Raw genomic sequence first — 19,279 nt, 5'->3', positions numbered from 1 at the left:
GCCCTTTAGGGCAAGGCTCGTTAGAGCCTTGTAACGCGGCAAGAGAGTAAATCCCGATGAGCTTACTCAGGTAAGTGATTCGGGTGAACGACAAATCGGCATACGCCGATTTGAACGCTGCTTGCAGCGGCCCGAAGGGTGAGGCCCATTGATGGGCCGAGTAACGCAGCCAACACACCTGCAACTTGAAGTATGAAGGGTATAAACAATTCAGGCCCGCCAAAGCGAGCCTGAGTGAAATATGTCGGGCACAACAACTGACGGGGATTACTCGTCCGGGTAGTCGCGCAGGAACCCTTCCAGGTCTTCCACCATTGAGGTGTTGCCGACAAAGAACGGCGCACGCTGATGCAATTTCTGCGGGACAAGATCCAGAATGCGGTTTTTACCATCACTGGCTTTACCACCCGCCTGCTCGGCCAAAAACGCCATCGGATTACATTCGTACAGCAAGCGCAGTTTCCCTTCCGGATAGCTGGCAGTACTTGGATAGAGGTAAATGCCGCCCTTCAACAAGTTACGGTGGAAATCCGCCACCAGTGAACCGATATAACGGGTGGTATACGGGCGCTGTGTCGCTTCATCCTGTTCCTGACAGTACTTGATGTACTTCTTCACGCCCAGCGGGAATTTGATGTAGTTCCCTTCGTTGATGGAATACATATTGCCTTTCTCCGGGAAACGCACGCGTTCGTGAGACAGGCAGAACACCCCCAGCGATGGGTCATACGTGAAGGCATGCACGCCATGCCCGGTGGTGTACACCAGCATGGTAGAAGACCCGTAAACGATATAACCCGCGGCAACCTGCTTGTGACCAGGCTGGAGGAAATCCTCCTCGCGCACCGGCATTCCCAGCGGAGTGATACGGCGATAAATCGAAAAAATGGTACCGACAGAGACATTCACGTCAATATTGGAAGAACCGTCCAGCGGGTCCATCAATACCACGTATTTGGCATTTTCAGCACGCTCACCGTCGAAGATAACGATTTCGTCTTCTTCTTCGGAAGCAATCCCTGCCACCTCGCCACGGGCTTTTAGCGCCGCTTTCAGCTTTTCATTGGCGTACAGATCGAGTTTCATCTGCACTTCGCCCTGAACGTTGGACACGCCGCTGGTGCCCAGAATATCCACCAGACCGGCTTTGTTAATGTCACGGTGAATAATCTTCGCACCCAGTTTGATGGCAGAAAGCAGAGCCGTCAGCTCACCAGTGGCGTGAGAGAAATCGTGCTGTTTTTCGACGATAAATTCGCCTAACGTTTTCATAACACTATTCCAGAATCTACGAATGAAAAGCGGTTTTATTTTTGTACCGCCAGCGTTTGCGTCTGCAGTGTAGCCCAAAGAGAAAGCGAGTACCTAGCAAATCCATTTCTTATGACGTATTCCAGGCGTTAGAATGGACGGCAGACTCTCTGAATATAGATGGAAAATGTATGCGTATTCATATTTTAGGAATCTGTGGCACCTTCATGGGAGGACTGGCGTTGCTGGCCCGATCACAAGGACATCAGGTAACCGGTTCGGATGCTAACGTCTACCCGCCAATGAGTACCTTACTGGAAGAGCAAGGGATTACCCTTATCCAGGGTTACGACCCCGCACAGTTGGATCCGGCACCGGATCTGGTCATCATTGGCAATGCCATGACCCGTGGCAACCCCTGCGTTGAGGCGGTACTGGAACAAAATATCCCGTATATGTCCGGCCCGCAATGGCTTCATGACCATGTTCTGCGCGAGCGCTGGGTCATCGCTGTTGCCGGGACCCACGGCAAAACCACCACTGCCGGTATGGTGACCTGGATTCTGGAGGATTGTGGCTATCAGCCGGGGTTCGTCATCGGCGGCGTACCGGGCAACTTCACCGTTTCCGCCCGTCTGGGCGACAGCCCATTCTTCGTGGTGGAAGCCGACGAATACGACTGCGCCTTCTTCGACAAGCGTTCCAAGTTCGTTCACTACAGCCCGCGGACACTCATTCTGAATAATCTGGAATTTGACCACGCTGATATCTTTGACGACCTCAAAGCCATTCAGAAGCAGTTCCACCATCTGGTACGTCTGGTGCCGGGTAAAGGTCGTATCATCGTTCCATCGCACGACCTGCACCTGAAGCAGGTGATGAGCATGGGATGCTGGAGCGAACAGGAACTGGTGGGTGAAGAAGGGATCTGGAAGGCGAAAAAAGTTACCACCGACGCCAGCGTGTTTCAGGTATACCTCGACGATCAACTGGTTGGGGAAGTCACCTGGAATCTGGTGGGTGAACACAACATGCATAACGGCCTGATGGCTATCGCGGCAGCGCGCCATGTCGGTGTCACACCAGCGGAAGCCTGCCGGGCGCTGGGCGGTTTCATTAATGCCCGCCGTCGTCTGGAACTGCGCGGTACCGCGCACGGCGTGTCCGTGTATGACGATTTTGCTCACCATCCGACAGCCATTCTGGCAACACTGGCCGCGTTGCGCAGCAAAGTGGGTGGGACCGCACGCATTCTCGCCGTGCTGGAACCCCGCTCTAACACCATGAAGATGGGCCATTGCAAAAACGAGTTAGCTCCTTCTCTGGGGCGTGCTGATGGTGTATTCCTGTTCCAGCCCCAGCATATCCCCTGGCAGGTCTCTGAAGTGGCTGATGCCTGTGTTCAGCCCGCCTACTGGAGTGCCGATATCGATACGTTGGTGGAGATGGTCTGCAAAGTCGCTCAGCCGGGCGATCATATTCTGGTGATGAGCAACGGTGGTTTCGGCAATATTCACAACAAACTACTGGATGCCCTGAATACCAAAGCTCAGGCGACGCACAACGAAGATTGACTGAGACTACCACGATACGATACCTGTCGCCGACAACCCGCTTGTCGGCGAGCAGACAAGAGTGGAAAGGTAAAGGCAGATATTAAAAGGCAAAAAGCAAAAAGGACGGGCTAAGCCCGTCCTTTTTCATGCAGCAACCACTGAAATTATGCGTCGAAAGGATCGCGCAGAATCATGGTTTCTTCGCGGTCTGGGCCCGTGGAAATGATATCCACCGGTACACCCGTTACTTCTTCGATGCGCTTAATGTAGTTCAGCGCTGCCTGCGGCAATTTGCTGCGCTCTTTCACGCCAAAGGTGCTTTCAGACCAACCCGGTAATGATTCATAAATCGGCTCGATACCTTCCCAGCCGTCTGCAGCCAACGGAGTGACATCCACGTTGCTGCCATCAGGCATACGGTAACCGACGCAGATTTTCACTTCACTCAGACCATCCAGCACATCCAGTTTGGTCAGGCAGAAACCAGACAGGGAGTTAATCTGCACCGCACGGCGTACAGCCACCGCATCCAGCCAGCCAGTACGACGGCGACGACCGGTAGTTGCACCGAACTCATTACCTTTCTGCGACAGGTGTTCGCCAACATCATCGAACAGCTCCGTCGGGAACGGACCTGCGCCAACACGTGTGGAGTAGGCTTTAACGATACCCAAGACATAATCCACGTAACGCGGCCCCAGACCAGAACCGGTCGCTACACCACCTGCGGTGGTATTAGAGGAAGTCACATACGGATAGGTACCGTGGTCGATATCCAGCAACGTCCCCTGCGCCCCTTCGAACATGACGAAATCGCCACGCTGATGCGCTTTGAACAACAAATCGGATACGTCTACGACCATGCCAGTCAGAATGTCAGCGACTGCCAACACATCATCCAGCGTTTTCTGGAAATCCACCGGATCGGCTTTGTAGTAATGCACCAACTGGAAGTTATGGTATTCCATAATTTCTTTCAGTTTGATGGCAAAACTTTCCCGATCGAACAGATCGCCGACGCGCAAACCACGACGTGCGACCTTATCTTCATACGCCGGACCGATACCACGGCCAGTCGTACCGATAGCTTTCGCGCCACGCGCTTTTTCGCGGGCATTATCCAGCGCAACATGGTACGGCAGAATCAGCGGGCAGGCTTCGGAAAGCAACAGACGTTCACGCACAGGCACGCCACGTGCTTCGAGTGCGGTCATTTCCTTCAGAAGCGCATCCGGTGCCAACACAACACCGTTACCGATGATGCTGACGACATTCTCACGCAGAATACCGGAGGGAATTAAATGGAGAACGGTTTTTTCACCGTTGATAACCAGCGTGTGACCAGCATTGTGACCACCCTGGTAGCGCACAACATATTTGGCCCGTTCAGTCAGCAGGTCTACGACCTTGCCTTTACCTTCGTCACCCCATTGGGTGCCCAGTACGACAACGTTCTTACCCATCTCAAGAATCACCAGATTGGTTAAAAAAGGATTCTAGCATCTCATCTTTCGGCTTTCAGTAGTTTTAGCACACGATTGCGCACATTTTTAGTGGAAATTTCAGCCGCCAGTTCGACTACGCAACATGTAGTAGATCACACACCCAGCAACCACAATACCACCGCCAAACCGGCGCAAAATATTATCGGGTAGCTGCGCCATCGTCAGGATCATCCGACGCCAGATACGGGGAAACAGCAAAGGCCCTAACCCTTCCATAATCAGCACTAACCCCAGCGCCAGCCAGATGCTCACATTCATAAAAAACTCCAGACAGAAAAAAGCCCGTAAACACGGGCTTGATAACGTAGCGACAGACAACCTTAACGCGCTGGGAGGCTCTTTTCAGGCGATTTCATATAGCGGAAGAAATCGCTGTCAGGGCTCAACACCAGCACATCCTGATTGGAACTGTTGAAGCTATGCTCATAAGCTCGCAGACTACGAATAAAGCCATAGAATTCCGGGTCCTGACTGAATGCAGCCGCAAACAGTTTTGCCGCCTCGGCGTCGCCCTCACCACGCATGATGCGCCCCTGGCGTTCCGCTTCTGCCAGAGTACGGGTCACTTCATAATCAGCTGCCGCCTTGATCTTCTCTGCCTGCTCCTGGCCTTGAGAACGATGACGACGGGCAACCGCTTCACGCTCAGCACGCATACGCTGGTAGATAGCATCCGAGACTTCGGTCGGCAGGTTGATCTGCTTGATACGCACATCAATCACTTCAATCCCGAGTGCTGCCATACTATTCGGGTTAACACGCGGCATGTCGCCAGTGGTTTCGCGAGCGACACGCGCAGCAGCAGAAGCAATCGCGTTATCCGCTTCGGTGGTTTCACCCGTACCATTATTCAACGCTTCGCGCACATCAGACATCAGCTGACCGCGGGAATCGGTGACGATACCTTTAACATCCAGACGACCGATTTCAGAACGCAGACGGTCACTGAATTTGCGCTTGAGCAACACTTCTGCCTGAGAAACATCGCCACCGCCGGTAGCCAGATAGTAACGACTGAAATCGCTGATACGCCATTTGATATACGAGTCGACGATCAGGTCTTTCTGTTCTTTGGTAATGAAACGATCTGCCTGGTTTTCCATCGTCTGGATGCGGGCATCCAGCATTTTTACCGACTCCAGGAAGGGGATCTTCACATGCAGACCGGGCAGATACACTTGCGGCTTATTTTCACTATCGCGCAATACTTTACCAAAGCGCATGACGATGCCGCGCTGGCCTTCCTGCACCACAAACAGCGAGGCATAGACTACCACCAGTAACAGGGCAAGAATAAAGAGGACTGACTTACGCATAATTATTCTCTCCCTACGCGAATGATCTCGTCACGCTGCGCGTTAGCGCGGCGCTGATCCATAATATTACCGTTGTTGGAAGAACGCGGCGCATAGCTGGCACCGCTACCGCCAGATGTCGACGGCAGGCGCAACGGCGCGGGATTCGCTGCATTGCCGTTAGCAGGTGCGGTTGCCGGGAAACTCCCTTGACCTCGCATCAATTGATCGAGCGGCAACACCATCAGGTTGTTGCTCTTGTCACTCACCAGCACCTTGTTGGTGTGGCTCAGCACACGTTCCATGGTTTCAATATAGAGACGCTCACGGGTAATTTCTGGGGCGGCCTTATATTCCGGCAACAGGCGTGAGAAACGAGAGACCTCACCTTGTGCTTCCAGTACGGTACGGTCTTTATAGGCGCGGGATTCTTCCAGAATACGCTGTGCCTGACCATTGGCACGCGGCTGGACTTCATTAGCGTAGGCTTCCGCTTCACGGATGTACTGCTGCTCGTTTTCACGGGCGGCAATCGCATCGTCAAATGCGGCTTTGACTTCTTCAGGCGGACGGGCAGTCTGGAAGTTCACATCCAGCAAGGTAATGCCCATATCATACGGACGCACGGTCTCTTCCAGCACTCGCTGGGTATCCGTACGCACAATGGTACGCCCTTCAGTCAGGATTTTATCCATCGTGTACTTGCCAATAACGCCACGCAGTGCGCTATCGGTGGCCTGACGCAAGCTGTCGTCAGCATTGGTGACGCTAAACAGGTATTTTTCCGGCTCAGTGACGCGGTACTGGACGTTCATTTCCACCCGCACCACATTTTCGTCGGATGTCAGCATAACGCCGGATGTCGCCAATTCGCGGACAGACTCCACGTTGACGGCACGGACTGCATCAACAAAGGTCGGTTTCCAGTTAAGACCCGGCCCCACCAGATGGCTGAATTTACCAAAGCGGGTGACCACACCGCGCTCGGCTTCTTTGATGGTATAGAAACCGCTGACACCCCATACCACCACCACGGCCGCCACGACCAGGCCCAGAATACGGCCGCTGTTTGTGCTGCCGCCCTGAGAACCAGAGCCGGAACCTGATGATTTACCGCCCAGATCGCCGAGTTTTTTGCTCAACTTACGGAATATATCATCGAGGTCAGGCGGCCCCTGATCCCGTCCACCTTTATTGTTTCCGCCAGAGTTGCCGCTATTGTTATTGCTGCTCCCCCACGGGTCGCGGTCCTGTCCGTTGTTACCGGGCTGATTCCACGCCATGTTTAGCTCCATTCATTATGATAGGTATTTTTTGGGGTCAATGTCCCAGAGTTACGAGACTGTCTGTGTCGATGAGACAATATAATCTTGCAATTTCTGCTCCTGTTTACACAGGCGCCGCCAGTCGATAATGGGCATTCTGACCACCAACCCTACGCTGCCGTCTTCCTCAATCCACTCTTTTTCTATTGCCTGAAGCTGATAAAAACGACTTCTCAGGCGACCAGCCTCCGCCGGAAGATGCAACGAATAATGTGCAATCTCCCCGGACAGTCGTTCGGTCAACGCCTGAAATAATAATGGGATTCCTTCCCCGGTTTGAGCAGAAAGCCATACCCTGACTGGGCGGTTTTCCTCATCGCGGTCGATACGCGGTGCAATATTCTCCAGCCGGTCAATTTTGTTCATGACTAGCAAAAAAGGAATATCATCCGCTTCTATCTCGGCTAACACCTCGTTGACGGCATCGATATTTTCATCGACACGGGCATCAGAGGCATCAACCACGTGCAGTAATAAGGTGGCTTCCCGGGTTTCCTGCAATGTCGCCTTGAATGCCGCCACCAGGTCGTGCGGCAAATCACGGATAAACCCGACCGTATCTGCCAGCACAGTATCACCGACATCATCGACCTCAATACGGCGCAATGTCGGATCCAGTGTGGCAAACAACTGGTCTGCGGCATAGACATCCGCAGCAGTCATACGATTGAACAGGGTTGATTTACCTGCGTTGGTGTATCCCACCAACGAAACGGTCGGCACTTCAGCACGCGTACGTGCCCGCCGCCCCTGCTCGCGCTGTTTTTCCACCCGCTCAAGACGAGACAAAATCTGACTGATGCGGTTGCGTAACAAACGACGGTCGGTTTCTAACTGGGTTTCACCCGGCCCACGCAGACCGATGCCGCCTTTCTGGCGCTCAAGGTGCGTCCAGCCACGAACCAGACGCGTTGCCAGATGGCGTAATTGCGCCAGCTCAACCTGTAATTTCCCTTCATGGGTACGGGCGCGTTGGGCAAAGATATCCAGAATCAACCCGGTGCGATCAATCACCCGGCACTCGCACAGCCGCTCCAGATTACGCTCTTGCGCTGGCGTCAATGCATGATTAAACAACACGACAAAGGCACCGGTCGCTTTAACCGCCTGCGCGATTTCCTCCGCCTTGCCTTCGCCGACAAAATATTTGGAGTGCGGCGCTTTACGGCTGCCGGTAATCACCTGCAACGCGTCTATTCCGGCTGAAGACACCAGAGACTCGAACTCCAGCAGGTCCTCAGTATCTTTCTCTTGCGAAAAATAAATATGAACTAGTATGGCCTGTTCACCGGCTTCATAACGGTCAAACAACCGGACACCCTCTCAGAAAAAAGCGACCACGGCAGTGAAAGCCGCTGAAATCAGCACTTTTCCCGCCGTGGTAAACTGGTAAGGACGCGTTATTCAGCGTCATCACTTTCCTGTTGCGGCTGCTGCTGCGCCGCCTGATTGTTGGCATGGTAGTTATTTGAGCCTGGATTATTACTGTGATGCGATACCGGGCGAGAAGGAACTACCGTTGAAATGGCATGTTTGTACACCATCTGACTAACCGTGTTTTTCAGCAGAATCACAAACTGATCGAAAGACTCAATCTGGCCTTGCAGTTTGATGCCGTTAACCAAATAAATCGAAACCGGAACACGTTCACGACGCAAAGCGTTCAAGAACGGATCTTGCAAAGATTGCCCCTTAGCCATTCTATATTTTCCTTATTTGCTTGTTGTTTGTAACAAAGAACCCTGCGGCCCTAAAATAACGTTATAAAAATTTGTGCCGAGAATCAGTCAATTGTAGACACAGGCAATTGTACACAATCGTCTAATGTACACAATCGTCTAACCTATGCACTAACAACCTGAATCACCGTGCGTAACGCTTCTGCGGGCTGCTCGCTGTCAAGCCAGCGCACCCCTTCCCAGCCACGCAACCAGGTCATCTGGCGTTTTGCCAGTTGCCGGGTAGCGCAGATGCCACGATACACCATCTCATCGTAATCGATCTCGCCCGACAAATATGACCACATCTGGCGGTATCCGACACAACGAATTGACGGCAACGCAGGATTCAAGTCTGGTCGGGCAAACAATGCCCGGGCCTCTGTTTCAAAACCTGATTCCAACATCTGCCGAAAACGTAACGCTATCCGTTCATGCAACAACTCACGTGTCGCCGGAGCAATCGCAAACTGATGAACACGATAGGGCAACGCTTCACCGGATGTCTTTGTCAACTCAGTTAAAGTGTTACCTGAAACGAAAAAAACTTCCAGTGCCCGAGACAGTCTCTGCGGATCATTTGGATGAATCCGAGCCGCCGCCACCGGATCGATGGCACTGAGCTGACGATGTAACGCTTCCCACCCCTCGGTACGCGCACGTTCTTCAATCTCTTGCCGTATGCTGGCATCTGCCGATGGTAACGGCGACAATCCTTCCAGCAGCGCTTTGAAATACAGCATGGTGCCGCCTACCAGCAACGGAATACGCCCGGCGGCGGTTACCTCCGCCATCGCCTGCAACGCATCACGTCGAAAATCGGCGGCTGAATAGGCCTGCGCCGGATCCAGAATATCCAGCAAACGGTGTGGGGCCAGCGCCAGCTCTTCCTGGCTGGGCTTTGCTGTGCCGATATCCATACCACGATAAATCAGCGCCGAATCCACGCTAATCAACTCAACGGGAAGGTGCTCGCGCAGTGCCATCGCCAGCGCGGTTTTCCCGGAAGCCGTCGGCCCCATAATAAAAATGGCTGGCGGGTATTGCGCCGTATCAAACTCATTCATGCTTCAACGCCTTGATGGCAGATTCAATATCCATCACATATAACAATTCTGACGGCGGCGTTTTCACTTGCACAGGGCACAGACGCTCGACATCGGACAGCAACTGTACGGCCTGTGGCAACGTCCAGCTTTCACGCTCGCTGCTGAGCTGCCCTGCCATCCACGCCGCTACTGCATCAGGCGTCACGTCATGAGAATCAGCGAGATAGCCTAGCAGGTCAGAAATCAAGTTTTGTAAATTTTGTTGTCTCAATGGTAAAGGTACCGCCCGCAGCGTAGCGCGCGGCGGCGATACTTCAACCTCTATGCCCATCAGGGCCAGCAACGACTGTTGCTGCTGGACAACCGCCAGTTCGGATGCATTTAGCGTCAGTCGCTGTGGAATTAATAATGGCTGAGGGCGCAATCCCTCGCCATTATCCGGCGGTGTCAATTGCGCCTGACGCAGATAACGCTCCGCGACGACGAGCGACAAGAGCGCCAGCCCCTGACGGTACTCCACCAATGCATAAGCTGGAGGATAGACAGTCAACACACGTCCTAACCCCAGCGAGTGGCTCGCCAGCGGCAGGTCATCGGCCACTGCCGTTTTCTCCGCCACTTCACGCGGCATCGCCACTGGCTCCCGCGCTGGCGGTGCCTCACGAGCAACCGTCTGCGGGCGTGACGATTCGTTATGCAACAAGCGCTGGTACAGCTCGCCCTGTTTCTTGTCGTAACCCGCCGTCTGGATTCTGGCTGGCTGCGACTCACGCGCTTGACGCCCCACCTCACCGGATTCACGAGCGGTAAAGGCAGAGGAGCGCGGCTCCGACGTCAGTGTCGGCGCTGCCGGTCGGGCAAAATGGTTTTCCCCGGCGGCAGTACGGTTTTCCGGCTGCCACACCGTTGACGCCGTCTGCGTATCACCCACCCCGTGCAGGCCCGGTGACGCTGCCTGCTGCAATACTGTCATCACCGCCTGATAGATAAAGTCATGCACCAGCCGGGCCTGATGAAAGCGTACTTCATGCTTCGCCGGATGCACATTCACATCCACCTGATGGGGGTCAACCTCCAGATACAGGACGTAAGCCGGCTGCTGTTCATCACGTAACTGATCCTGATACGCCTGACGAATCGCATGATTAATCAAACGATCGCGCATCATGCGCTGATTGACGTAGCAGTACTGCATTTCAGGTAACTGACGTGAGCCAGCCGGATCAGCCACCCAGCCATGAATATTCAGATCGCCATGCTGCCAGGAAACCGCTAACGCATGCTGTAAAAATGCCGCGCCACAAATACTACCCAGCCGCCGTTCACGCTGTGCCGACTCCGATACGGCGCGATATTGCCGAATCAACTTACCATTATGGTGCAACGTTATTGCCACATCGAAGCGCGCCAGCGCAATGCGCCGCACCACCTCATCGATGTGCATGAACTCTGTCTTTTCGGTACGCAGAAACTTACGTCTGGCCGGGGTATTGTAGAACAGGTCCAGCACTTCCAGCGTTGTCCCCACCGGGTGCGCCGCTGGCTTGACGGTCACCGCCATCTCGCGCCCTTCGGCATAGGCTTGCCACGCTTCTGTCTGCGCGTCGGTGCGGGAAGTCAACGTCAGGCGTGAAACCGAACTGATACTGGCCAGTGCTTCACCGCGAAATCCCAAGCTGACAATCGCCTCTAAATCATCAAGTGTAGCGATCTTACTGGTGGCATGACGCGCTAACGCCAGCGCCAGATCCGCCTTACTGATACCGCAGCCGTTATCCCGAATACGAATCAGCTTCGCACCGCCGCGTTCGATTTCGATATCGATTCGCGTCGCACCGGCATCCAGACTGTTTTCCACCAGTTCTTTGACGACAGAAGCGGGTCGCTCCACTACCTCGCCAGCGGCGATCTGGTTCGCCAACTGGGGGGGCAGTACCTGAATCGACATGGATTCTCCTCGTTTCCCCTGAATCAGGCAGAGGGGATGATCAGCGTTTGCCCCAACTGCACCGTTCCGGAAGACATGTTGTTCGTCTGCTGAATAGCTTTCATACTGACGCCATAATGTGCCGCGATATCACTCAGCGTATCGCCCCGCACCACCTTGTGCTTTATCACAGTTGCGGTTTTCTTCACACGTGGCGCTGATGAAGCCACAACAGGCTTGCTCGTCGCCGCAGACGCGGTTCTGGTCGCCGATGAGGCGCTGGACGGTATCTTCAGCCGTTGCCCTACCCAGACTACGTCTTTTTTCAGGCGGTTAATGTCCCGAATAGCGTCCATACTAACGCCATAATGTGCGGCGATCCCCGATAAGGTTTCTCCTGTCGCCACCGTATGGCGTACCGTTGCCCCGGTCGCTGTCTGAACAGGCTCAGCGGCTTGTGTTTTTTTCACCGTCTGCGGGACGAGCGGACGGTTTTCCTGCTTTGGGACGTTTTGTAACGGATGAGTCTGGAAATAGCTACGCAACCCAAGATAGATAGCGTTAGCGATTTTTTCCTGATACTCGTTGCTGCCTAGCAGCCGTTCCTCGCTCGGATTAGAAATAAACCCAGTTTCCACCAGTAATGATGGAATATCCGGTGAACGCAGGACACCCAGACTGGCGTGCTCCGGTCGACGCTTATGCAAGTGACCGACCCGCTGCAATTCATGCAGTACTTTTACCGCCACATCGTAACCCACCCGCTGAGAATGCCCGAACTGCAAATCCAGCACCGCCTGGCTCAGGTAAGGGTCTGCAGCGCTGTTAGCCAGCAAATCGCCCGCACCGCCTAATAACTCAGACTGCTTTTCATGCTGTTCCAGCCAGTTCGCCATTTCACTGTTGGCGCGCCGGTTAGACAACACCCAAACGGATGCGCCGGTCGCGCCACGGTTGGGCGCGGCATCAGCGTGAATCGAAACCAGCAGGTTAGCCCCTTGCTTGCGCGCCACGTCAGAGCGCCCCATGACCGAGATAAAGTAGTCGCCATCGCGGGTCAACACCGGTTTGAACTCCGGGTCAGCGCTCATAATGGCGCGTAACTTACGGGCTATTGAGATAGTGACGTTTTTTTCATGTAATCCGCCCGGTCCGGTCGCCCCTGGGTCCTGACCACCGTGGCCTGCGTCAATCGCAACAATAATTTTCTCGCCATTTCCTACCCTTCCCGATACGCGAGTCGGGGTGGCGGCAACCGACGGCGCCTGGGACATCAGCGGGTTGCGTCCAACAACCGGCGTTGATGGTTGCACCGACGGCGTTACCGTCTTGCGGGTCACCGTTTTACGTTCGCCAGTCAGCGTAAAGACGGCACCATTGCCCTCCTTTGCCGCCTTAACCTGTACCTTCTGGGTCAGGTCCAGCACCAAACGCAGACTTTTCGGGTCTTTGGCGTTACTGGAACGAATACGCGCTATCAGATTTTGGCCGTTAAATGTCAGTGGCAACCCTTTCATCACCCCTGACTGACTAATATCGATAACCACCCGGTTCGGGTTATCCAGCGAGAAATACTCGTATACCGGCTGACCACTGAAACTCAGGGTCACGACTGCCTCGCTGGCGGCATTATTTACCCGAATATCAGTCAGGCTGCTTGCCCACAGCGGCCAGGATAACATCAGCAATAGCCCTGATAGAGCCTTCATCAACCGCACCGTCATGGCGTTTCCTGCTCCGACTGCGCAGCCAGTATCGCCACAATCCGTTCACCCTCGGGGGTTCCCGCGTTGATCTCTGCCTGACGCCCTTCACCCTGATAATCCAGCAGCAACTCAACATCCGCCTGCGGCAGAATACCCGCGCCTTGCTGTGGCCACTCAATCAGACAGAGTGCGTCCTGCGACAAATAATCACGGATACCCATGAACTCCAGTTCTTCCGGGTCGGCCAGTCGATAAAGGTCGAAGTGATATACCGGGCGCGGCAACAGCGCATAAGGCTCCACCAGCGTATAGGTCGGGCTTTTCACATTGCCCTGATGACCCAACGCCTGCAGGAACCCACGACTCAGTGTGGTTTTCCCTGCCCCCAGGTCACCCAGTAGATAAATAATGGTAGCGCGCTCGCAGGCTTTGGCTAACGCCGCCCCCAGCGCAATCGTGGCTGCCTCATCCGGCAAAGGTAACAAAAGCGTCTTCATTCTGTGTTTTCTAAGGATATCCGCTCAGGATTTACATACTGCGGCAATACCGCCATCAAATCGGTTGCCAACATCCCGCGTGTGCCCTGACGCTGCGCCAGCCAATCTGCTGCCGCGCCGTGGGCCACACAGCCCGCGCAAATGGCATCGTACAACGACAGCCCTTGCGCCAGCATCGCCCCAATCATCCCCGCCAGCACATCGCCCATGCCACCGGTCGCCATGCCGGGATTCCCGACATCAGCGATAGCAACATCGCCCTGCTCACTGGCCAGCACCGTACCAGCACCTTTCAGCACCACCACGCCGCCATAACGTTTCACCAAACGTTGTGCGGCAAGTAAGCGGTCACTTTCGATATCGGCAATCCGGCAGTTCAACAGACGGGCCGCCTCGCCGGGGTGAGGCGTCAAAACGCGATTCTGACGTTTATGCGGACTGATTGCCAGCAGGTTGAGTGCATCAGCATCCCATAACATGGATTTGTTACAATTTTCCACGATTCGCAGTGCGTTTTTTCCCCACTCACGCTGCCCTAACCCTGGCCCGACAACCACCACATCTGCCCACTCAATGCCTGCCTTGACCGAATCTGTCGTCAGTTCCTGTACCATCAATTCCGGGCGGGCCACCAGCAAAGCAGCCAGATAGTTTTTATGAGTAAGTACTCGCACCAATCCCGCACCACTGCGTAGCGCGGCTTCTCCGGCCATAAAAACCGCACCACCGGTACCCTCATCGCCGCCGATGATCAATAAGCGGCCATTTTCCCCTTTGTGCGCGCCCGGACGCCTCGGCTTTAGCCATTGCGTGAGCGAGTCTGCCGTCAAACGCCTCATTGGCGCTGTCTGTTCAGCCAGCCAATCGCCTAACCCCAAATCATGGTGATGAAGTTGCCCGACGACATCCCTCGCCTGACCGGTTAGTAAGCCGGGTTTCAGCGCAATAAAGGTTACCGTATGCGCAGCATGAATCACCGCGCCAGAATAAGCGCCGGTATGTGCGTTCAACCCGGAAGGAATATCCAGCGCAATAATCGGTGCCGGATGGCGATTAGCCTGAACAATCAAGCCGTCATAGGGTGCACGGGGAGCTGACACCAGACCGGTTCCCAACAGACCATCGACAATCAAATCCACATCATCAGGCCACGGTGCTTCGCTATGCTGTTCACTGCCACCGGCATCATGCCACGCCTGGCGCGCCAGATGCGCCTCCGACGGTAGAGGCCGATCACCGCTTACCGCCACTACCGTTACCGTTATGCCTGCAGCGCGTGCCAGCGTGGCCACCACATACCCATCGCCACCATTGTTGCCATGCCCGCACAGAATCAACCAGTGCCGGGCGGCAGGATAATGTTGCCGGGCAATGTGAAAAGCCGCCGCCCCGGCACGTTGCATGAGCGTATACAATGAAACGCCGACTGACTGCGCCGCATGTGACTCCTCGCGGCGCACCCAGTCAGGTAAAAAAACAGTATGAGGCAGGTCGGGTAATGATCCGCCGGGCTGATACACGCGTTGGTTCTGATGCATGTCATCCCTCCGTCGGTAGCAGAATTGTGGGCCTCAACTTAGCAAGGTCTGCCGGGAAGCGCCATATGCAGGGAGACCGAAAACGATAACAGCCGGGCTTAATTTAATTCAGCGCGACGCCCCTTCCAGCACATCGACAAACTGTTTTAATGCCTGAATATGCGTCTGCACGGTGTGTTCGTCGCTACTCATCCGTAACGTTTCACGGACATCATTTATCCAGGCGGCTGACGAAGACACATCTGCCTGAGCAAAACGCGTCGTTACCGGCTCGCCGGCAATCGACTGGAACACGCGCTCAGCGTTGGTCTGATATTCACTGATCCAGTCAGGGTGCTGGGGGAATTGCTTGACGAAATCGAGGTAAGGCGTGGACCAGTCCCCCCCACTTTCCAGTGCACTCATATAAGCCTGATAACGGTCAGGATCTTTTTCCTTCATGAGCGCGGAAACATCCACCTTGTATTCATTCGTACCGGGAACCCGCTCCGGCAGGGTAAGGTAAGAAACAGAACCATCGTTACCCACCTGGCGTGTTTTCACCACAGAGGCCAGCAGATTGATACTTTCCATAAATGTGGCCTTCTTATCGTCGCTTAAATACTGCTCGGCAAAGTAGCTGGCCTGCGATAAACCCAGTTCCAGCGCCAGTTGACGTTGCTCGTCGTTCGATTCAGCCGCATTCACTATCTTGTCGTCAATCAAACGATATATCGCCTGCGAAACCTGCTCCGGCTGATCAGCCAGCGCCGCGGACAATCCATTCTCAATCTGAGAAGAAAAATAGTACCGCGCGGGTGAGTCTACAACATCGCCCTGTGCCAGTTGCCGTCCCTCGTCGCTGATATAAACGTATTCAACAGACGCGTTTTCCGTGGACGCCGCATACTGCAAAGTCGCTTCCTGTGGTTGAGCAGGATTAATACGCACATTCAAATTCTGATTCACCAGCCGATAAGCCGAAAGCGTTAGTGTCTCCATGTCGTTCCTCCCAGAGTCATAAGAATAATTGCTAGTTTGCTCAGGTTATCGACACATCATGCAAAAGTATTAATAAATATTTCCATTTATTACACGAGAGTCTCTGCTCACCACCAACGACGTGAGGAGAATGTGATAAAATAGGTTCCCGGTTTTTTCCCCAATGGTTACGCATGACATACCCCTACGACCTTAACGAACTCGCACAGCGCATTAAACTCTGGGGGCAGGAGTTGGGTTTCCAGCATGTAGGGATTTGCGATACCGATTTGTCTTATGAAGAACCCCGGCTTCAGGCGTGGCTCGATAAGCAGTATCACGGTGAAATGGAATGGATGGCGCGTCATGGCATGATGCGAGCCCGTCCACATGAGCTACTACCCGGTACGTTACGTGTCATCAGCGTGCGTATGAATTACCTGCCGGCCAAAGCAGCGTTTGCCAGCACATTGAAAAATCCGCACCTTGGTTATGTCAGCCGTTACGCGCTGGGGCGTGATTATCATAAGTTATTGCGCCAACGGTTAAAAAAGCTGGGCGATCAGATTCAGGCGCATTGCGGCGAATTACAGTTTCGTCCGTTTGTCGATTCAGCACCGATCATGGAACGACCGCTGGCTGCTAAAGCCGGGCTTGGTTGGGTTGGCAAGCACTCACTGATATTGAACCGGGACGCGGGCTCGTGGTTCTTTCTGGGGGAGTTGCTGATTGACCTGCCTTTACCGGTAGATCAGCCGGTTGAAGAACAATGCGGCAAATGCGTCGCGTGCATGACGACATGCCCGACTGGTGCCATTGTCGAGCCTTATACCGTTGATGCCCGGCGCTGCATTTCCTACCTGACGATTGAACTGGAAGGCGCTATTCCTGAGCCTCTGCGACCTTTAATGGGAAATCGGATCTATGGCTGTGACGATTGTCAGTTGATTTGCCCCTGGAACCGCTTCTCGCAACTTACCGATGAACCCGATTTCAGCCCACGAGCCGCGTTGCACGCACCGGAGTTACTGGAATTGTTTGGCTGGGATGAGGCCCGCTTCCTGCGAGTGACTGAAGGCTCAGCCATTCGACGCATCGGCCATGAACGTTGGCTACGCAATATCGCGGTCGCACTCGGCAACGCGCCTTATGAAGATAGCATTGTTCTGGCGCTGCAAAACCGACTGGGAGAAAGCGCCTTGCTGGACGAACACATTCACTGGGCCATCAACCAACAGCTGATTCGGCGTGAGCAACACGCCCTTGACGTTCAGATGCCACAAAAGAGGCGGCTCGTTCGTGCGATAGAGAAAGGATTGCCACGCGATGCGTGATATTTCTCATTGCAATGGTTGATGATACTGAACCTTTCGTCTGTGGATAATTTTAAAAAAACGTTGTCAATCAAGCATCACAAAAAGTACAAGTGATCTGGATAGCGTTTTTTATCATAAATTTTTCTTTTTATTTCAACGAATTGAAATAACTTCTTTTTTATGATGCTTTGTTTGGGACACGCACGGCCCATTTTCAGACTGTGGATAAGTCTGTTCAGAAAAGTATGAATGTATGCAGAAAACGATATAAACAAGAAGAAACTGAGGAACGAAAACTGGAGCGGGAAACGAGACTCGAACTCGCGACCCCGACCTTGGCAAGGTCGTGCTCTACCAACTGAGCTATTCCCGCACACACGACGCTTAAGTATTGACGTTTTTTCGACAAACGCAAACTGGCGTAGACATATTTTGCACCGCTTTTATGACACTACAATTAACTTATTGATTTAATTGCGTTTTAAAAGCTGTATCGCAAAGAGGGCAGCATTATGAACCAATCCGCCGCGTCTGACAAGAGGGGAAGAAATAATTTTATTAATCCCCTTTGAAACCAACAGATTATCGTCAGTAAGGCTGCGAGAAATCCACTTCGCCCGCCATCGACGCCCCCTGCCGAAAGCGCTGCAGATTATCTAAAAACAACTGCCCCAACCGGGCAGGTACCAGCGGGCCAGCAACATGCGTGGTTAGCGTGAGATTCGGCGTCTGCCAAAACGGGTGCGTCTGTGGCAATGGTTCCTGCCTGAATACATCCAGCACGGCTCCAGCGATGCGTTGTTGACGTAGCGCCGAACACAAATCCGCATCCACTACGGCGGTGCCACGCCCCACATTGATGAATAATGCGGAAGGCTTCATCGCGGCAAACACCCCGGAATGGTAGATATCTGTCGTCGCAGGCGTATCTGGTAGGATGTTGATGACGTAATCGGCTGAGGTCACCGCCTGTTCAAGCGAGGACAGCGCATCCACACGTTCAAACATCGGCATCTCGCGTGGTGAATGCGCAATACCATACAACACCACACCAAAAGGCTGCAGAAAAGTCGCCACTTCCCGACCGATATCCCCCGCGCCGACAATCAGCACCCGACGTCCGAATAGTGACCCCGGCAAAATCTTCTTCCATTCACCGTCGCGCTGGCTCTGATAGCGTTGCGACAAATGCAGCTCATGCTGTAGCAGATACGCGATGACATATTCGGCGATCGGCTGACCAAACACGCCGACCGCTCGACTTAACCGATAATCACGCGGTAACCCGGCGGCCAGCAACGGCTGGTAACCCGCCCAGGTTGATTGCAGCCAGCGGGGTTTCACGCCCCGCGACAACAGGCGGGCGGCTTTATCCGGCTCGCCGACCCAAATATCGCACGCCGCGGCCTGAGCAGGCTCGCCGGAACCGATAACCAACGTCAGTTCAGGCGCTTTACCATACAGAACGTCTCGCAGCTCATCTGCGCGGGAATCCAACAGCAAAATGGATGTCATCGTTGTCACCAGTGCACAATCATGACGTCGATGATATAGGAAATCACCATCGCGCCAAATAGCAGTGACTTATGGGTCGATGAGTCAGGAATGGAATATCGAGAAAACAGTGTATTGATTG

General features: G+C 53.9%; 16 protein-coding genes and 1 tRNA gene. 2 read left to right on the top strand and 15 right to left on the bottom strand.

The window, feature by feature from the left end:
* Positions 1-267: 267 nt before the first annotated feature.
* A complete protein-coding gene (gene fbp / locus FGI04_RS00365) occupies positions 268-1,272 on the bottom strand; it encodes a class 1 fructose-bisphosphatase (protein WP_342698543.1) in 1,005 nt (334 codons plus the stop codon).
* Between the two features lie 170 nt (positions 1,273-1,442).
* Between fbp and mpl the strand changes: the two genes are divergently transcribed.
* Positions 1,443-2,825, top strand: coding sequence for a UDP-N-acetylmuramate:L-alanyl-gamma-D-glutamyl-meso-diaminopimelate ligase (mpl, locus tag FGI04_RS00360; RefSeq protein WP_038909079.1), 1,383 nt, complete (start codon positions 1,443-1,445; stop codon positions 2,823-2,825).
* 146 nt (positions 2,826-2,971) lie between these two features.
* Here mpl and FGI04_RS00355 read toward each other — a convergent pair whose 3' ends face one another.
* From FGI04_RS00355 to FGI04_RS00300, 12 genes are all read right to left on the bottom strand, one after another.
* Positions 2,972-4,270, bottom strand: coding sequence for an adenylosuccinate synthase (locus FGI04_RS00355; protein ID WP_342698542.1), 1,299 nt, complete (start codon positions 4,268-4,270; stop codon positions 2,972-2,974).
* Between the two features lie 99 nt (positions 4,271-4,369).
* Entirely contained in the window at positions 4,370-4,570 is a 201-nt protein-coding gene (locus FGI04_RS00350) for a DUF2065 domain-containing protein (RefSeq protein ID WP_012886267.1), read from the bottom strand.
* A 62-nt stretch (positions 4,571-4,632) separates the two neighbouring features.
* The gene (gene hflC / locus FGI04_RS00345) at positions 4,633-5,628 is read right to left on the bottom strand and encodes a protease modulator HflC (protein ID WP_012886268.1); all 996 of its coding nucleotides are present in this window, start codon (positions 5,626-5,628) and stop codon (positions 4,633-4,635) included.
* A 2-nt stretch (positions 5,629-5,630) separates the two neighbouring features.
* Positions 5,631-6,890, bottom strand: a complete 1,260-nt coding sequence (gene hflK / locus FGI04_RS00340; RefSeq protein ID WP_407337237.1) for an FtsH protease activity modulator HflK — start codon at positions 6,888-6,890, stop codon at positions 5,631-5,633.
* Positions 6,891-6,941: 51 nt separating this feature from the next.
* The gene (gene hflX, locus FGI04_RS00335) at positions 6,942-8,243 is read right to left on the bottom strand and encodes a ribosome rescue GTPase HflX (protein WP_038909082.1); all 1,302 of its coding nucleotides are present in this window, start codon (positions 8,241-8,243) and stop codon (positions 6,942-6,944) included.
* Between the two features lie 89 nt (positions 8,244-8,332).
* Entirely contained in the window at positions 8,333-8,632 is a 300-nt protein-coding gene (hfq, locus tag FGI04_RS00330) for an RNA chaperone Hfq (protein ID WP_012886271.1), read from the bottom strand.
* 143 nt (positions 8,633-8,775) lie between these two features.
* On the bottom strand, positions 8,776-9,717 hold the full coding sequence (gene miaA / locus FGI04_RS00325) for a tRNA (adenosine(37)-N6)-dimethylallyltransferase MiaA (RefSeq protein ID WP_407337236.1): 942 nt from the start codon (positions 9,715-9,717) through the stop codon (positions 8,776-8,778).
* The gene (gene mutL, locus FGI04_RS00320) at positions 9,710-11,647 is read right to left on the bottom strand and encodes a DNA mismatch repair endonuclease MutL (protein ID WP_407337234.1); all 1,938 of its coding nucleotides are present in this window, start codon (positions 11,645-11,647) and stop codon (positions 9,710-9,712) included. The genes miaA and mutL overlap by 8 nt, the downstream gene beginning before the upstream one ends.
* 23 nt (positions 11,648-11,670) lie before the next feature.
* A complete protein-coding gene (gene amiB, locus FGI04_RS00315; protein ID WP_407321863.1) occupies positions 11,671-13,350 on the bottom strand; it encodes an N-acetylmuramoyl-L-alanine amidase AmiB in 1,680 nt (559 codons plus the stop codon).
* Positions 13,347-13,829 carry a tRNA (adenosine(37)-N6)-threonylcarbamoyltransferase complex ATPase subunit type 1 TsaE gene (tsaE, locus tag FGI04_RS00310; protein ID WP_342698538.1) on the bottom strand — a complete coding sequence of 161 codons (483 nt, stop codon included), beginning with the start codon at positions 13,827-13,829 and terminating at the stop codon, positions 13,347-13,349. The genes amiB and tsaE overlap by 4 nt, the downstream gene beginning before the upstream one ends.
* Positions 13,826-15,367: a bifunctional ADP-dependent NAD(P)H-hydrate dehydratase/NAD(P)H-hydrate epimerase gene (nnr, locus tag FGI04_RS00305; RefSeq protein WP_407321864.1), complete on the bottom strand. Its 1,542-nt coding sequence runs from the start codon at positions 15,365-15,367 to the stop codon at positions 13,826-13,828. The genes tsaE and nnr overlap by 4 nt, the downstream gene beginning before the upstream one ends.
* 108 nt (positions 15,368-15,475) lie before the next feature.
* Positions 15,476-16,348, bottom strand: a complete 873-nt coding sequence (locus FGI04_RS00300) for a hypothetical protein (RefSeq protein ID WP_342698536.1) — start codon at positions 16,346-16,348, stop codon at positions 15,476-15,478.
* Positions 16,349-16,521: 173 nt separating this feature from the next.
* On the opposite strand from FGI04_RS00300, the gene queG reads away from it, so the two are divergent.
* A complete protein-coding gene (queG, locus tag FGI04_RS00295) occupies positions 16,522-17,661 on the top strand; it encodes a tRNA epoxyqueuosine(34) reductase QueG (protein ID WP_342698535.1) in 1,140 nt (379 codons plus the stop codon).
* Positions 17,662-17,940: 279 nt separating this feature from the next.
* On the opposite strand, the gene FGI04_RS00290 is transcribed toward queG, so the two are convergent.
* Positions 17,941-18,016, bottom strand: a tRNA-Gly gene (locus FGI04_RS00290).
* 215 nt (positions 18,017-18,231) lie between these two features.
* Complete coding sequence (locus tag FGI04_RS00285; RefSeq protein WP_407337233.1) at positions 18,232-19,158, bottom strand: D-2-hydroxyacid dehydrogenase; 927 nt, start codon at positions 19,156-19,158, stop codon at positions 18,232-18,234.
* Positions 19,159-19,279: the final 121 nt, after the last annotated feature.

It is taken from the genome of Dickeya ananatis (genome assembly GCF_019464615.1).
Lineage (GTDB): Bacteria > Pseudomonadota > Gammaproteobacteria > Enterobacterales > Enterobacteriaceae > Dickeya > Dickeya oryzae.
The sequence above is the reverse complement of the archived record's forward strand: the minus strand, read 5'-3'. Positions and strand labels throughout refer to the sequence as shown.

What these genes read in the sequence shown, in the direction of transcription:
- amiB (WP_407321863.1), bottom strand. Translation starts at nt 13,350, where the DNA reads ATGACGGTGCGGTTGATGAAGGCTCTATCAGGGCTATTGCTGATGTTA.
- hflC (WP_012886268.1), bottom strand. Translation starts at nt 5,628, where the DNA reads ATGCGTAAGTCAGTCCTCTTTATTCTTGCCCTGTTACTGGTGGTAGTC.
- tsaE (WP_342698538.1), bottom strand. Translation starts at nt 13,829, where the DNA reads ATGAAGACGCTTTTGTTACCTTTGCCGGATGAGGCAGCCACGATTGCG.
- hfq (WP_012886271.1), bottom strand. Translation starts at nt 8,632, where the DNA reads ATGGCTAAGGGGCAATCTTTGCAAGATCCGTTCTTGAACGCTTTGCGT.
- FGI04_RS00300 (WP_342698536.1), bottom strand. Translation starts at nt 16,348, where the DNA reads ATGGAGACACTAACGCTTTCGGCTTATCGGCTGGTGAATCAGAATTTG.
- fbp (WP_342698543.1), bottom strand. Translation starts at nt 1,272, where the DNA reads ATGAAAACGTTAGGCGAATTTATCGTCGAAAAACAGCACGATTTCTCT.
- miaA (WP_407337236.1), bottom strand. Translation starts at nt 9,717, where the DNA reads ATGAATGAGTTTGATACGGCGCAATACCCGCCAGCCATTTTTATTATG.
- FGI04_RS00350 (WP_012886267.1), bottom strand. Translation starts at nt 4,570, where the DNA reads ATGAATGTGAGCATCTGGCTGGCGCTGGGGTTAGTGCTGATTATGGAA.
- mpl (WP_038909079.1), top strand. Translation starts at nt 1,443, where the DNA reads ATGCGTATTCATATTTTAGGAATCTGTGGCACCTTCATGGGAGGACTG.
- FGI04_RS00285 (WP_407337233.1), bottom strand. Translation starts at nt 19,158, where the DNA reads ATGACATCCATTTTGCTGTTGGATTCCCGCGCAGATGAGCTGCGAGAC.
- queG (WP_342698535.1), top strand. Translation starts at nt 16,522, where the DNA reads ATGACATACCCCTACGACCTTAACGAACTCGCACAGCGCATTAAACTC.
- nnr (WP_407321864.1), bottom strand. Translation starts at nt 15,367, where the DNA reads ATGCATCAGAACCAACGCGTGTATCAGCCCGGCGGATCATTACCCGAC.
- FGI04_RS00355 (WP_342698542.1), bottom strand. Translation starts at nt 4,270, where the DNA reads ATGGGTAAGAACGTTGTCGTACTGGGCACCCAATGGGGTGACGAAGGT.
- mutL (WP_407337234.1), bottom strand. Translation starts at nt 11,647, where the DNA reads ATGTCGATTCAGGTACTGCCCCCCCAGTTGGCGAACCAGATCGCCGCT.
- hflK (WP_407337237.1), bottom strand. Translation starts at nt 6,890, where the DNA reads ATGGCGTGGAATCAGCCCGGTAACAACGGACAGGACCGCGACCCGTGG.